At 64.5% G+C, this 13,024-nt stretch carries 14 protein-coding genes; 1 reads left to right on the top strand and 13 read right to left on the bottom strand.

Features of this window, described 5'->3' with window-relative positions:
- Positions 1 to 233: 233 nt before the first annotated feature.
- Positions 234 to 656, top strand: a complete 423-nt coding sequence (locus tag NKK51_RS28340) for a lysozyme inhibitor LprI family protein (RefSeq protein WP_352555426.1) — start codon at positions 234 to 236, stop codon at positions 654 to 656.
- A gap of 6 nt (positions 657 to 662) precedes the next feature.
- Here NKK51_RS28340 and NKK51_RS28335 read toward each other — a convergent pair whose 3' ends face one another.
- The 13 genes from NKK51_RS28335 to NKK51_RS28275 all read right to left on the bottom strand — a co-directional run bounded on the left by NKK51_RS28335 (position 663) and on the right by NKK51_RS28275 (position 12,808).
- The gene (locus tag NKK51_RS28335) at positions 663 to 1,742 is read right to left on the bottom strand and encodes a 5-(carboxyamino)imidazole ribonucleotide synthase (protein WP_352555424.1); all 1,080 of its coding nucleotides are present in this window, start codon (positions 1,740 to 1,742) and stop codon (positions 663 to 665) included.
- Positions 1,739 to 2,236, bottom strand: a complete 498-nt coding sequence (purE, locus tag NKK51_RS28330; protein WP_023810926.1) for a 5-(carboxyamino)imidazole ribonucleotide mutase — start codon at positions 2,234 to 2,236, stop codon at positions 1,739 to 1,741. Before purE ends, NKK51_RS28335 begins: the two co-directional genes overlap by 4 nt.
- A 102-nt stretch (positions 2,237 to 2,338) precedes the next feature.
- A complete protein-coding gene (locus tag NKK51_RS28325) occupies positions 2,339 to 3,232 on the bottom strand; it encodes a ribokinase (RefSeq protein ID WP_352555422.1) in 894 nt (297 codons plus the stop codon).
- Positions 3,229 to 4,104, bottom strand: a complete 876-nt coding sequence (locus NKK51_RS28320) for a MurR/RpiR family transcriptional regulator (RefSeq protein WP_127296870.1) — start codon at positions 4,102 to 4,104, stop codon at positions 3,229 to 3,231. The genes NKK51_RS28325 and NKK51_RS28320 overlap by 4 nt, the downstream gene beginning before the upstream one ends.
- Entirely contained in the window at positions 4,101 to 5,069 is a 969-nt protein-coding gene (locus tag NKK51_RS28315) for an ABC transporter permease (RefSeq protein WP_128305974.1), read from the bottom strand. Before NKK51_RS28315 ends, NKK51_RS28320 begins: the two co-directional genes overlap by 4 nt.
- 23 nt (positions 5,070 to 5,092) lie before the next feature.
- Positions 5,093 to 6,592, bottom strand: coding sequence for a sugar ABC transporter ATP-binding protein (locus tag NKK51_RS28310; protein ID WP_352555420.1), 1,500 nt, complete (start codon positions 6,590 to 6,592; stop codon positions 5,093 to 5,095).
- Between the two features lie 69 nt (positions 6,593 to 6,661).
- Entirely contained in the window at positions 6,662 to 7,714 is a 1,053-nt protein-coding gene (locus NKK51_RS28305; protein WP_352555418.1) for a sugar ABC transporter substrate-binding protein, read from the bottom strand.
- A gap of 41 nt (positions 7,715 to 7,755) precedes the next feature.
- Positions 7,756 to 8,745, bottom strand: a complete 990-nt coding sequence (locus NKK51_RS28300; protein WP_352555416.1) for a TIM barrel protein — start codon at positions 8,743 to 8,745, stop codon at positions 7,756 to 7,758.
- Positions 8,746 to 8,963: 218 nt separating this feature from the next.
- Entirely contained in the window at positions 8,964 to 10,169 is a 1,206-nt protein-coding gene (locus tag NKK51_RS28295) for an aminotransferase class V-fold PLP-dependent enzyme (protein ID WP_031213161.1), read from the bottom strand.
- Positions 10,170 to 10,193: 24 nt separating this feature from the next.
- Positions 10,194 to 10,655, bottom strand: coding sequence for a RidA family protein (locus NKK51_RS28290; RefSeq protein ID WP_023810934.1), 462 nt, complete (start codon positions 10,653 to 10,655; stop codon positions 10,194 to 10,196).
- Positions 10,656 to 10,693: 38 nt separating this feature from the next.
- Positions 10,694 to 11,488, bottom strand: a complete 795-nt coding sequence (locus NKK51_RS28285; RefSeq protein WP_023810935.1) for an amino acid ABC transporter ATP-binding protein — start codon at positions 11,486 to 11,488, stop codon at positions 10,694 to 10,696.
- 2 nt (positions 11,489 to 11,490) lie between these two features.
- Positions 11,491 to 12,141: an amino acid ABC transporter permease gene (locus tag NKK51_RS28280; RefSeq protein WP_352555413.1), complete on the bottom strand. Its 651-nt coding sequence runs from the start codon at positions 12,139 to 12,141 to the stop codon at positions 11,491 to 11,493.
- 1 nt (position 12,142) lies between these two features.
- Entirely contained in the window at positions 12,143 to 12,808 is a 666-nt protein-coding gene (locus NKK51_RS28275) for an amino acid ABC transporter permease (RefSeq protein WP_023810937.1), read from the bottom strand.
- Between the last annotated feature and the right edge of the window lie 216 nt (positions 12,809 to 13,024).

Below are 13,024 nucleotides of genomic sequence, written 5' to 3'. Positions count from 1 at the left end.
CCTGTCGGTGTGGACCCGGTCCGGGTCGAAATTTTAAGGCGCGCCAGAAGACGCGCCTTTGAACTGTGGGTGGCTCATAAACGAGGAGCCTTGTCCCTGTCAACCGCAAGCGTGCTCCATTGCGGCTGTGAATCATCCCTGTCATCAATTATCCGCCATGTCGGCCTGGCGCATTGCGCGGCCCTGGGCCGGCTGGGATGATGCGGTCGCCGTGAAGTGATTTGGAGAGAACCATGCGCCGAATGTTCCTGTCCGCCTGCCTTGTCCTGCTGGCGGGAGCCTCGGTTGCGCGCGCGCAGGAATGCGACCGCAGCGACGACAGCCAGCAGATGATGAACATCTGTGCCGGCGAAGACTATCAGGCGGCCGACGCCAAGCTTAACAAGGCCTATCAGGATCTCACCAGCTCGGATGATGCCGGCGGCAAGAGATTGCTGCAGGTGGCGCAACGCGCCTGGATCGCTTTTCGCGATGCCGAGTGCGCGCATTCCACCGCCGCCAGCGAAGGCGGATCGATCCATTCGATGGAAGTTTCGCAATGCCTGACCAGATTGACCAATGATCGCGTCAAGCAGCTCGCTGCCGCGGCCAATTGCGAGAAAGGCGATGTGAGTTGCGCCACTCCAGGCGAGGACGAGAGCGACGACGTGCAGTAGGCAACCTTATGAGGCGCGACGGCTGATCCGAGTGAAATGGCCCATCTTGCGGCCGGGCCGCGCTTCGGCCTTGCCGTAGAGATGCAGCATCAGATCGGGCTCGGCGAGAAGCTCAGGGACGCGCAGCACATCGTCGCCGATCAGGTTCTCCATCACGCAGTCGGAGTGGCGGTCCGGGCTGCCGAGCGGCAGGCCGGCGATGGCGCGGATATGCTGCTCGAACTGCGAAACGATACAGGCGGCTTCCGTCCAATGGCCGGAATTGTGCACGCGCGGCGCGATCTCGTTGGCCAGCAGCGAGCCGTCCGCCAGCACGAAGAACTCGACGCCGATGACACCGACATAGTTCAGCGCCGACAATATCGTCGATGCCGCCATTCGGGCTGCTGTCGCGGTTTCGGGCCTTACGCCGGCCGGCAAGGTCGACGTATGGAGAATGCCATTGCGGTGGACATTCTCGGCCGGATCGTAGGCGACGACCGCACCGTCCAGCCCACGCGCCGCGATCACCGAGATCTCGCGCTCGAACGGCACGAAGGCCTCCAGGATCAGCGGCACATTGCCCATCGTCTCGCAGGTGCCGGCAAAACCGCCTGCTTCCATGTTGCTGAAGACGCGCTGGCCCTTGCCGTCATAGCCCATGCGCCGCGTCTTCAGGATGCCGCTGCCGTCGAACGCTTTCAGCGCCGCCGTAAGCTCGTCATCATTGTCGACGGCGTGGAAATCGGCGGTGGCAATGCCGATGCCGTTGAGGAATGTTTTTTCGTCCACCCGGTCCTGCGCCACTTCCAGCGCACGCGCCGGCGGATAGACCGGAACCTTGGCCGCCAGCGCGCTGGCCGCCGCGACCGGGACGTTCTCGAACTCGTAGGTGATGACGGAACTCGACGCTGTCAGTTCGGCAAGGGCGGCCGGGTCGTCATAGGCAGCTGTTATTTGCCGGTTGGCGACCTGTGCCGCGGGGCAATCCGCTTGCGGCTCCAGCACCACGGTGCGGTAGCCGAGGCGGGCGGCGGCAACAGCCAGCATGCGGCCGAGTTGGCCGCCGCCAATGATGCCGATCGTCGATCCGGCGGGCAGGCTCACGGCGTATCCGTCGGTTCTGCCGCGACCTTGGCGGTCTGCGCGGCGCGCCAGGCATCCAGACGGACGGCAAGGCTATCATCGTTCAGGGCCAGCACGGCAGCGGCCAGAAGGGCTGCGTTGGCGGCGCCGGCCTTGCCGATGGCCAGCGTGCCCACGGGAATGCCGGCCGGCATCTGGACAATGGACAGCAGCGAATCCTGCCCGGAAAGCGCTTTCGATTCCACCGGCACACCGAACACCGGCAGCGGCGTCATCGCCGCCGTCATGCCGGGCAGGTGCGCCGCACCGCCGGCGCCGGCGATGATCACCTTGTAACCGGCCGCCTTGGCGCCTTTGGCGAAATCATAGAGCCGGTCCGGTGTGCGATGCGCGGAAATGATCAGCCGCTTGTGCGGGATGCCTAGTGCTTCCAGCGTTTCGGCGGCATGACGCATCGTCGCCCAGTCGGACTGGCTGCCCATGATGATGGCGACGTCGGCGCGTTGATCGTCCAAGTCCGTGTTCCCCGGCGACAAAGGCGCGCCTTAGCGGAATTCGCGCGAGGCCGCAAGGATAGGCGGCCGCCGCTTCGGTCCGGCAAGACGGAAACCAGCCGGTCAGATGCCGTCGCGCTCGGCCTCTGGCGTCGAGACCAGCAACGCCGAAGCCGCGTTGGCAGCGGTGACCGCCGCGTGCATGGTCTCTCCTCGGGCAAGTCCCGCGGCCAGCGCGCCAACGAATTCATCGCCGGCGCCATGCGTGCTGGCGACCTTGACCGGGACGGCCAGCAGCGCAAAGGCCTCGCCGGTCTGGTCGCAGCAGGCGACGCCCTCGCCGCCCGCCGTGACAATCGCCACCGGATAAAGATCGGCCAGCAATCGTGCGGCTTGCGCGGCCCCGTCCTGCGTCTCCACCACTGCTGTGCCAGCCAGGAATTCCGCCTCGATTGCGTTGACCACCAATATGTCGACCAGGGCGATCAACTCGTCGGAGAGTTTGCGCGCGGGGGCCGCGTTGAGCACGACGCGGCCGCCCTGTGCTTTGACGGCGCGTGCGGCGGCAATGTTGCCGGCTTCCGGCACTTCGTTCTGTAACAAAAGCACTGCCGTTTGGGCCATCACATCGGAAGCAGAGGCAATGTCGGCATGGCCCAGTGTCAGATTGCTGCCTGAGACGATCACCGCGCCATAGTCGCCGCCCGCGTCGAAGATCGCCACGCTCATGCCGGAGCTGGCGCCAGCGGCCACCCGCACGAAGCGGTGGTCGACCAGCGCGCGATCGAGATTGGCCAGCAACGCCCGCCCGAAATCATCGTCGCCGACGGCGCCGATCATCGCCGCGCGCACGCCGGCCCGCGCCGCCGAGACAGCCTGGTTGCCGCCCTTGCCGCCGCATTTCGGGTGCCAAGCATGGCCGGTCACCGTCTCGCCCTTGCGTGGGCGGTCGGGCGCGTCGACCATGATGTCGTAGTGCAAGCTGCCGAACACGGTGACCAGCGGCGATGTCGTCATGAGCCCCGGTCTTTTCGTTTCGATGTCACCGCCGACATGGTGCGGCCGAGGTTGCGCTCCGCCGCCTGATAATCGCGCTGCGCCACCGCCACGAACAGCGCGTCGAGGATGTTGAGCTGGGCAATGCGCGCCGCTGCGTTCTCGCCCATCAGCGGCGAGCCTTGCGCGGTCGAGCAAAGCACGATGTCGGCGACCGCAGCCAGCGGCGAGTTGTCGTAGTTGGTGATGGCCAGCGTGCGGGCACCGTTCTTGCGGGCCAGCTGGATGGCGTCGATGACGGCCGACGTGTTGCCCGAATGCGAGAAGCCGACGGCGATGTCGTCGCCGCCGAGCAGCGAGGCCGACATCAGCATCATATGCGAATCGTCATAGACCGATGCGCGGATGCCGATGCGCAGAAACTTGTGCGAGACATCGCGGGCAATCTGCGCCGAGCCGCCGACGCCATAAAAATCCCGGCTCTTCGCACGGTAGAGAAGATCGGCGGCGCGGTCGAAATCCTCGATATCGAGGATCGCCAGCGTTTCCTCCAGCGCCTGGATGGAGGTGCGGAACACCTTCTGCACGATCTCGGCCGAACTGTCGTCGGACGACAGTTCCTGATGCATCTCGGCGGTCGGCAGGCGACTGTATTCATAGACGGCGGTGCGGAAGTCGCGATAGCCGGAAAAGCCTAGCTTCTTGGCGATCTTGACCACCATCGCCTCGGACACGCCAGACTCTTCGGCGATCTGCTTCAGCGGAATGCTCTCGTCGAAGCCGCGCCGGCCGAAGACGGTTTCCACCACCTTCGCCTCCAACGGGGTGAGATGCGGCATCATCATGCGGATGCGCGGTCCTACCGCTTTCAGGTCCAGCCCGCTCAAGGTCATCCACGCCCCCTCGTCACGCGATCGATAAGCATCGCGGCGAGGATTATAAGACCAGTTGCCAGAAGCTGATAGAAGGACTGGACGTTCATCAGCGTCAAACCGTTGCGCATGGCGCCGAGGATGATAGCGCCCAGGATGGTGCCGACGATGCTGCCCTTGCCGCCCATCAGCGAGGCGCCGCCGATGGCGGCAGCCGCGATGGCGTCGAGTTCCCAGAGATTGCCGAGGATGGGCTCGGCGGCGCCGAGCCGGCCGATCAGGATCTGCGCGGCAAGCGCCGCCAGCAGGCCCGAGATCATGTAGGCGGCGATCTTGGTGCGGGCAATCGGCACGCCGGCGATGTAGGCCGCCTCCTCGTTGCCGCCGACGGCAAGCAGATATTCGCCGAAGGGCGTCTTCTTCAAAACGACCCAGGCGACGACAGCCACGCAGGCGACGATGACGACCGCCAGAGGCAGTCCAAACAGCGATCCGTTGAAGATGGCGCGGAACCCCGCGGGCAGGCCCAGAACCGGATTGCCGCCGGTGTAGATCAGTGCCAGCGCCCGGTAGGTGCTGAGCGTCCCCAATGTGACGATGAAGGGCTGCAGCCCGACATAGGCGACGAGCACGCCGTTGACGAGGCCGCAGGCAAGGCCAATGGCGAAGCCGGCGGCGATGGCCAGCGGAAACGGCACGCCGGCGACCATCATAGAGGCCGAGATGACGGCCGAGAGTGCCGCCGTCGGCCCGACCGACAGGTCGATGCCACCGGAGATGATGACCAGCGTCATGCCCAGCGCCAGACAGGCATTGATGCTCGACTGCTGCAGGATGTTGATCAGGTTGCGCTCGGCGAAGAAGCCAGGCACCAGCGCGCCGAATACTGCCAGGATCACGACAAGGCCGATCAGCGTGCCGGCGTCGCGCATGGAAACGCCGCGCAGGAATTCGGCGCGTGGCCGCACCAGAGTGGTATCCGACATATCCGTCACCTCTGCCTTGCCTGTTACGCGGCCGGCGTTTGCGTTTGCGGGATGGCGTGCGCCGCGATCGCCTGTTCGCTGATATCGTCTCTGTGGAGTTCGGCCGCGATCGTGCCGTCGCGCATGACCAGCACGCGGTCGGCAAGCCGGATCACTTCGGGGAGCTCGGAGGAGACGACGATCACGGCATGGCCCTCGGCGGCGAGTTCCTCGATCAGATGATAGATCTCCGCCTTGGCGCCGACATCGATGCCGCGCGTCGGTTCGTCGAACAAGAGGATGCGGGTTCCCGCCGCCAGCCAGCGGCTGATGATCGCCTTCTGCTGGTTGCCGCCGCTGAACAGGCGAATCGGCCGGTCGAGCAGAAACGGCCGCAGGTTGACACGGCTCATCTTCTCGACGGCCACGTGTTTCAACCTGGCGTGATCGATGAGACCGCGCGGCGCGAACACGGCCATCGAGGCGAGCGCCATATTGCAGGTGATCGAGCGCAGCGGCACGATGCCTTCGCGTTTGCGCTCCTCCGGCACCAGTCCGACGCCGGCGGCAATCGCATCGCGCGGGCTGGCGAAGCGCGCCGCCTTGCCGTCGATTGCAATCGTCCCGGCCGTGGCGCGATCGGCGCCGGCCAAGAGCCGCAAAAGTTCAGTGCGGCCGGAACCGACCAGGCCGGCAATGCCCAGCACCTCGCCGCAATGCAGATTGAACGACACGTTGCGCACCTTCGTCGCCGAAGAGAGGCCACGCGCGCTCAGCATGACCTTGTTCGTGGCATGGGAATTATGGTGTTCCTGCGCCAGTTCGCGGCCGACCATCATCGCCACGACCGCTTTCTCCGACAGGTCTTTCAGATCGACGGAATCGACGACGACGCCATCGCGCATGATGGTGGCGCGCCGGCAGATGCCGAACACCTCATCCAGCTTGTGCGAGACATAGACGACGGCGACGCCGTCGCGGGCGAGGCCGGTGATGACTTGCGCCAGCCGTTCGAATTCGCTCGGCGTCAGGCTCGATGTCGGCTCGTCCATGGCGACGATGCGGGCGCGATCGAGCAGCGCGCGAGCGATCTCGACGATCTGCCGCTGCGCCACCTTCAGGGTACCAAGGGGTGCCGCTGGATCGATGGAGGGATCAATGGCCGCAAGAGCATCCGCAGCACGGCGCTCTTGCTCGCGCCGGGCGACGAAGATACCGCCGCGCGTCAGCGGATGGCCGAGGAACATGTTCTGGGCGACGCTGAGGCGCGGTACCTGCTGCAATTCCTGATGGATCATGGCGACGCCCGCAGCGCGTGCGGCGACCGGGTTGGCGAGTGTAACCGGCTTGCCGTCGATGAGGATGCTTCCCGCTGTCGGCCTGTAGACGCCAGACAGGACGCGCAGCAGCGTCGACTTGCCGGCGCCGTTTTCGCCGAGCAGGCCGTGGATTTCACCGGCCCCGACCGAGAGTGACACCTCGTGGAGCGCCCGTACGGCCGGAAACAGCTTGGAAATGCCCTTGAATTGCAGCCGGGGTGACATCGGGTTCTATCTCCGAGCAAGAGTGCCGGCCGGCAGCGAATTGCTCTGGCCGGCACCCGCCGATTAGCCTTATTGGCCCGCTGCCGCGTCCTCGAGCAGGGCCTTGCGCGCGCCGGTGCCGGAATAGCGGTCGGCATTGTCCTTGGTGATCAGCGCCTGCGGCGTGGCGACGACGCGCGGCAGCTTCTGTCCCGCGACGAGACGCAGAGCTGTTTCCAACGCCACTTCGCCGGTCAGCACCGGGAAGCTGTCGACCGTGCCGGTCAGTTCGCCGGCGCGGATCGAAGCATAGGCGTCGGAAATGCCGTCGGTGCCGAAGACCGCAACCTTGTCCTGCAGGCCGGCGGCCTTGACAGCCTCGACGATGCCCAGCGCCATGCCGTCATTGTTGGCATAGAAGCCGATCAGGCCGGGGTGCTGCTGCAGGATGTTGGTGGCCGCGTCATAGGAGGTTTGGCGGTCCCAGTTGCCGGGAACGCTGGCGACAACCTCGAATTTGCCCCCCTCGGTGATGGTCGACTTGAAGCCGTCGGTGCGCTGCACGGCGGCATAGACGCCGGCCTGACCTTCGACGATGGCGACCTTGCCGCCATTCGGACGGTTCTTGATGAACCATTTGGCGACGCGCACGCCATTGTCGCGTTGGACATTGCCGACATAATGCTCGGCCTGCGGGATAACGGCGTCATTGACGTTGACCACCGGCACGTTGGCGGCCTTGGCCTGCTCCATGATCGGCTGCAGATTGGCATCCGTCTGCGGCGAGACGAGCAGCACGTTGTAGCCCTGCGTCACCAGGCCTTCGGCGATGGTGAGCTGGCCGAGCTGGTCGCCCTCGCTCTGCGCTGCCTGATAGACGACGGGAACGCCGACCTTGGCGCCGAATGCCGTGTAGCCCTCGCCCAGCGAGCGCCAGTATTCATTGGTCAGCGTCTTGGAGACCGCGCCTGCCTTGGTGCCTTCGGGCAGCTTGGGGAACGCGCCGAACTTGGCCTCGACCTGCGACCAGTCGATGCGGTCCTTTTCCGTGTCGGAATTGAGCGGCGCGAGGTCGGCGGCAAAGGCAGAGCCGATCGAGAGAACCATTAGTGCGGCAGTAGCGGTGGCAAGCAGAAGTTTCATTGTATTCCTCCCTGGTTGAAAACGGCGATGGCGCGGATGCCTCAGCTATCCGGCCCGAGCATGATTTCCTGGATGATGGCCTGCGACGTCACCGCGTCCTGGCTGTCCATGGCGGCGGACAGGCGATTGTCCTGCTCCAGCCGGTCGACGACGCGCAGCATGCGCTTGACGGTGGCGATGTTGACTTCGCACTCGCGCACCGGATCGAGCCCGGTCATATCGGGGAACGTGTCGAAATAGATGGCGCCGGCGTAACCGTCGCGGCGAATCTGCCTGAGCAGCTCGATGGTCTGCAGCGTGTGCACCGCGCCGACCATCAGGCCGTCGTCGCGCTTGGCGTAGCCGTCGTTCAGGTGCACGCCGAGCAGCTTGCTGTGACGCGCCACCAGGGCCGCGGCAAAGGCCGGCTGTTCGTCGGCGTAGAGCACATGAGCGAAATCGAGCGTGACGCCGAGATTGGGCAGGCCCACATCGCGGATCGCCAGCAAGGTCGTCGCCGCATCCGGCATCAGGCTGTAGGAGCGTGGTTCGTTCGGTTTGTATTCAAGGCTGATCTGACAGTCGGGATCATGTGCCGCAACTTCACGAATCCCATCAATTTCGTGTTGCCAAAGCGTTGAATAGTCGGCCTGGAAGGCGTAGTCGAAGCCATCCTGGCCGAGCCACAGCGTCATCAGGCTGGCGCCGGCCTCACGCACGGCATCGATGCCGGTCTTGGTCAGGTCGATGGCCTCGCGGCGCACCGCCGGATCCGGATTGGTGAAGGCGCCGAGCTTGAAGGCGGGGTTGGAGTAGTAGCGCATGGCAAAGCCATTGATGGAAAGCCCGAGATCGCCCAGTTTCAGGGTGATTTCCGTGGGCTTTTCACCGACGTGGTCAGGAAAGTTGAGGTCGAGATCGGTAAGCCCCTCGACCTTGGCGGCGCGCGCCGCTATCTGCAGCAGCGACGGCTTGCCGGTAAGATCGGGCCACTCGGCCTGCGGTCGCGAGGCAAAGGAATTCAGGCGCGTGGCGAAACGGTTGGCTGTCATGAGCGATCCTTCATCGTCATGACTTCACATAAATGTAGATATTTGTAAAGTTATTGTTGAAAAGTTGTGAAGCAGCCGCCAAGCTGGAACCGCCAAGGCGCGCAGAGGGAGCCGGCAGTTTCCTGGCCGGTGCCCTGGAGAGCCCGTCAGGGCAGGAGGCGCATGATGGCGCGTGCCGGTTACGGCCGACGCATTTCAGGTAGCGATTCGCCGGGTGTTCAATCTGGCCAGCTTAAGACGCCGGACGAATCCTTGCGGGAGACTTTCATCGCATCGGCCGGGCGGTCCTTGGCGGTCAATATGGCGCGCAGCCGTTCGGCGACGATCTCGGCCTCGCCGGGATGAAGATTGCAGGGGTCGAGGAAGAAATGGCCGCGCTCCACCTCATGGTTGCGCACGATGATCGGTGGCGAGCCAGTCGCCAATGCCGAGGTGAGGCCGGCCGCCGTGAACTGGCTTTCGGGCAGTACAAAAATCTGAAGCCGATCGAGAGGGTTGGCGGTCGGATCGGGAATGATCTGCGCGACAATGCCCGGCAGTCCCTGCAACGCGTCCTTCCACAAATTGAGCGCCGCCTCTTCGCGGCGGCGGATGCCGGCATGGTCGCGCTTTTCCCAGGCTTCCAGTGCGGCCATGGTGCCGGCGATGCTCTCCTTGCCGACTTTCATGGCGCGGGCGACGCCGCGGTTCTGCAGATAGGCGGCGCGCACCAGGTCCTTGCGCCCGGTGACGATGCCGCTGGTCGGCCCACTCAGGAATTTGTGGCCGCTGTAGATGACAATGTCGGCGCCGCGCGCGAGGAAGTCGCGCAGATCATACTCTGAAGCCGCATCCACGATCACCGGGACACCCCTGGCGTGGCAGATCTCGCAGAATTCCTCCAGCGACAGCATGCCATACTGCACGGTGTGGTGCGCAACGACATAGAGGCCCGCCGCCGTGCGGTCGTTGATCGCGTCGCGCACATGATAGTCCTGCGTCACGCTGACCGTGCCGGCCGGCACGACCCTGGCGCCCGCCAGCCGGACCGACTGGTCGATCGGCGCACCATAGTTGACGATGTGGCCGAGCTGGACGATGACCTCCGACTTGAGGCCTTCCGTGTTATCAGGCAGCCGCTCGATAGCGAGCAGATTGGTCCCCGTCATCGCACCGGCGATCGCCATAGTAATGCCGCTGGCGCAGCAGGCAGTGATAAAACCGGCCTCGCCGCCGGTCAGGCGCGCGACGATCGTGCTTGCGGCACGTTGCAGGTCATCCATTTCCACCCATTGCGAGGCCATTTCCGCCATGGCGCTGATCGCTTCGGGGACAATGATCGACGCGCCGAGCGCGGTCATCGTGCCGGAGACATTGATGATCGGGCGAAGGCCGAGCCGTTCGCGGATGGTGGTGTTGGAGCCGTCGGTGGAAGTGGTTTTCATCTCTCGGATTCCGTTCTTCTAAGGTCAGGCGGCGATCTCGACAACCGCCTCGATTTCAACGGTGATGTTTCCAGGCAAGGAGCCGACGCCGATCGCCGAGCGGGCATGGCCGCCGATTCTGTCGAACACATCGGCAAACAGGTCGGAACAGCCATTGACCACTTTCGGATGGTCGCTGAAAGTCGGTATGGCGTTGACGAAGCCGAGCAGCTTGACGATGCGCACGATCCGGCCAAGGTCGCCGGTGGCTGCGTGCATGACGGCGAGCAGGTTGAGGCCGGTGAGGCGGGCATGGCCATAGGCCTGCTCGACGGTGACATCGTCTCCTACCTTGCCGGTGAACAGTGTGCCATCGGTGCGCAGCGGTCCCTGGCCGGACAGGAAGATCAGCCGGCCGCTTTCGGCATGGGTGACGAAGTTGGCGATCGGGGTCGGCGGCTCGGGCAGCGTCAGGCCCAACGCGGCGAGCCGGATATAAGGCGTCATGAAAGAAGGCTCCTTGCGACAGCGTTCGCTGTCCCGTTCTAGAAATGCGAGGCGCGGAAGCGTGCCAGGAAGGTGCGCAGGCGCTCATTGTCGGTGTCGGCTGCCAGGATTTCGGCGGGTGGACCCGCCGCGCTGACGCCGCCATCGGCCATGAAGATGATGCGGCTCGAAGCATCTCGGGCAAAGGCCATTTCGTGCGTGACCATGACCATCGTCATGCCGTCCTCGGCCAGGCTGCGCACGACCTCGAGCACCTCGCCGACCAATTCCGGGTCGAGCGCGGAGGTTATCTCGTCGAGAAGCAGGATCTTCGGCCCCATGGCCACTGCGCGGGCAATGCCGACGCGCTGCTGCTGGCCGCCGGACAGTTCGGCGGGCAGGCTGTCGGCCTTGTGGGCTAGACCGACCCGGCCGAGCCAGTGTTCGGCGATGGTGCGCGCTTCGGCGTTGCTCTTGCCGCGCACCTTGGTGAGGCCAAGCATGATGTTGCCGGCGGCTGTCAGGTGCGGAAAGAGGTTGAAGCTCTGGAACACCATGCCGGTCTCGGCGCGCATCGCGGCGAGATCGCGTTCGCTGCGACGCTGGCGGGTTCCGGCTTCGCGAAAGCCGACCTCCTTGCCGTCGATGCGAATCGAACCACTGTCATAGCTTTCGAGAAAGTTGACGCAACGCAGCAGCGTGGTTTTGCCGCTGCCGGAGGGGCCGATGACCGTCACCACCTCCCCCTTCGCCACCTGCAGGCTGACCGAACGCAGGACCTGGACGGTCCCAAAGGCTTTGGAAACGTCCAGGACGTCGAGAAGGGCCGGGGTGTTTTTCGGACTTGTGGACATTGCTATTCCCGGATGAAGGAGAAACGCCGCTCGAGCCGCCGGCTGACGAGCGAAAGGGCATAGTTGACCGCGAAGTAGATGAGCGCGCCGAGAATATAGAGCGGCATGGCCTCGTAGGTGCGGCCGATGACCTGGTTGATGGCCTGCATCAGGTCGGTGATGCCGAGCAGCGATACCAGCGCGCTGCCCTTGACCGCATCGGTGACGCCGTTGATCCAGGGCGGCAGGAAGCGCCTGAACGCCTGTGGGAAAATGACGTAGGCGAGCCGCTGGCGAAAGGTGAGTCCGATCGCCATCGCCGCCTCGGACTGCCCTTTCGGAATGGAGCCGACAGCACCTCTGAAATATTCGACGACCTGGGCTGTCTTGAACAGGGTCAGCGCCAGCACGGCGGCCCAGAACGACGGCAGATGAAGCCCGACGGCCGGCAGTCCGTAATAGACAAAGAAGATGAGCACCAGGATCGGGATGCCGCGGATGGTGTCGCTGAAGATGCGCACGGCCCATTGCAACGGCACCGGGCCATAGACCAGACCGACGCCCATGATCACGCCGGCAATCAGCGAAAACACCACGACCAGCAGGGATACCCACAGTGTCAGCGCAAAGCCCTGGGCGAGGAAAGGCAAGGCATAGGCGATCTGGGTCAGCATGTCAGCGCGCCGCCCTGAACCGGCGCTCGACAAGCCGAAGCGCAAAAAGCAAGATGTAGCCGGTCACCAGATACATCGCCGTGACCACGAGATAGACCTCGACGATGCGGAAGGTGTTGAAGTTGATCCACTGGGCGCCATAGGTCAGCTCCGGCACCGAAATGACCGAGGCGACGGAGGTGTCCTTGAACAGCGATATGAAGGTGTTGGACAATGCCGGCAAGGTGATGCGCAGCATGGTCGGCAGGCGCACGTTGAGCAGCCTTTGCCAGGGCGTCAGGCCGATTGCCTTGCCGGCGTCCAGCTGTCCGCGCGGAACGGCTTCGAGCCCGGAGCGAAACACCTCGACCAGATAGGCGCCGCTATAGAGCGACAGCGTGACGACGAACGAGGTCGGCGCGCTGTAGGCGATGTCGACCACTGTCGGCAGGCCGTAGAAGACGAGGTAGACGAGCAGGATCAGCGGCACGTTGCGGATGAATTCGACGTAGGCGGCGATGATGGTGCGCACGATGCGTCCGGCAGACACGTACCAGACCGCCAGAACCAGGCCGATGACGGTGCCGATGGCGATCGATATGACGGCGAGCTCGAGACTGAGCAGCAGTCCTCCCCACAGCTTGTCGAAGTGCCGCCAGATCAGGTTGAAATTAAGGGCATAGCCCATGCGTCCGCCTCAGTGCCGCAGGCTTAGAGCAGTTCACCGTTTCACGGAAACGGCGACCCGCTCTAACTCTTTGTTTTGACGCAATTCCGGGCGGAAAACCGTTTCACACTTTTCCTGGAATTGCTCTAGGGAGGCGGGGGGGGGGGGGGTTGACCCCAACCCCCCGCCCGGCCGAAGGGGGGGGAGCCCGGGTGGCCCGGCCGGCGGGCCCGGGCG

The sequence above is a fragment of the Mesorhizobium sp. M0011 genome, assembly GCF_040324155.1.
Taxonomy (GTDB): Bacteria; Pseudomonadota; Alphaproteobacteria; order Rhizobiales; family Rhizobiaceae; genus Mesorhizobium.
The sequence above is the reverse complement of the archived record's forward strand: the minus strand, read 5'-3'. Positions and strand labels throughout refer to the sequence as shown.

What these genes read in the sequence shown, in the direction of transcription:
- NKK51_RS28340 (WP_352555426.1), top strand. Translation starts at nt 234, where the DNA reads ATGCGCCGAATGTTCCTGTCCGCCTGCCTTGTCCTGCTGGCGGGAGCC.
- NKK51_RS28325 (WP_352555422.1), bottom strand. Translation starts at nt 3,232, where the DNA reads ATGACGACATCGCCGCTGGTCACCGTGTTCGGCAGCTTGCACTACGAC.
- NKK51_RS28320 (WP_127296870.1), bottom strand. Translation starts at nt 4,104, where the DNA reads ATGACCTTGAGCGGGCTGGACCTGAAAGCGGTAGGACCGCGCATCCGC.
- NKK51_RS28315 (WP_128305974.1), bottom strand. Translation starts at nt 5,069, where the DNA reads ATGTCGGATACCACTCTGGTGCGGCCACGCGCCGAATTCCTGCGCGGC.
- NKK51_RS28310 (WP_352555420.1), bottom strand. Translation starts at nt 6,592, where the DNA reads ATGTCACCCCGGCTGCAATTCAAGGGCATTTCCAAGCTGTTTCCGGCC.
- NKK51_RS28305 (WP_352555418.1), bottom strand. Translation starts at nt 7,714, where the DNA reads ATGAAACTTCTGCTTGCCACCGCTACTGCCGCACTAATGGTTCTCTCG.
- NKK51_RS28300 (WP_352555416.1), bottom strand. Translation starts at nt 8,745, where the DNA reads ATGACAGCCAACCGTTTCGCCACGCGCCTGAATTCCTTTGCCTCGCGA.
- NKK51_RS28295 (WP_031213161.1), bottom strand. Translation starts at nt 10,169, where the DNA reads ATGAAAACCACTTCCACCGACGGCTCCAACACCACCATCCGCGAACGG.
- NKK51_RS28290 (WP_023810934.1), bottom strand. Translation starts at nt 10,655, where the DNA reads ATGACGCCTTATATCCGGCTCGCCGCGTTGGGCCTGACGCTGCCCGAG.
- NKK51_RS28285 (WP_023810935.1), bottom strand. Translation starts at nt 11,488, where the DNA reads ATGTCCACAAGTCCGAAAAACACCCCGGCCCTTCTCGACGTCCTGGAC.
- NKK51_RS28280 (WP_352555413.1), bottom strand. Translation starts at nt 12,141, where the DNA reads ATGCTGACCCAGATCGCCTATGCCTTGCCTTTCCTCGCCCAGGGCTTT.
- NKK51_RS28275 (WP_023810937.1), bottom strand. Translation starts at nt 12,808, where the DNA reads ATGGGCTATGCCCTTAATTTCAACCTGATCTGGCGGCACTTCGACAAG.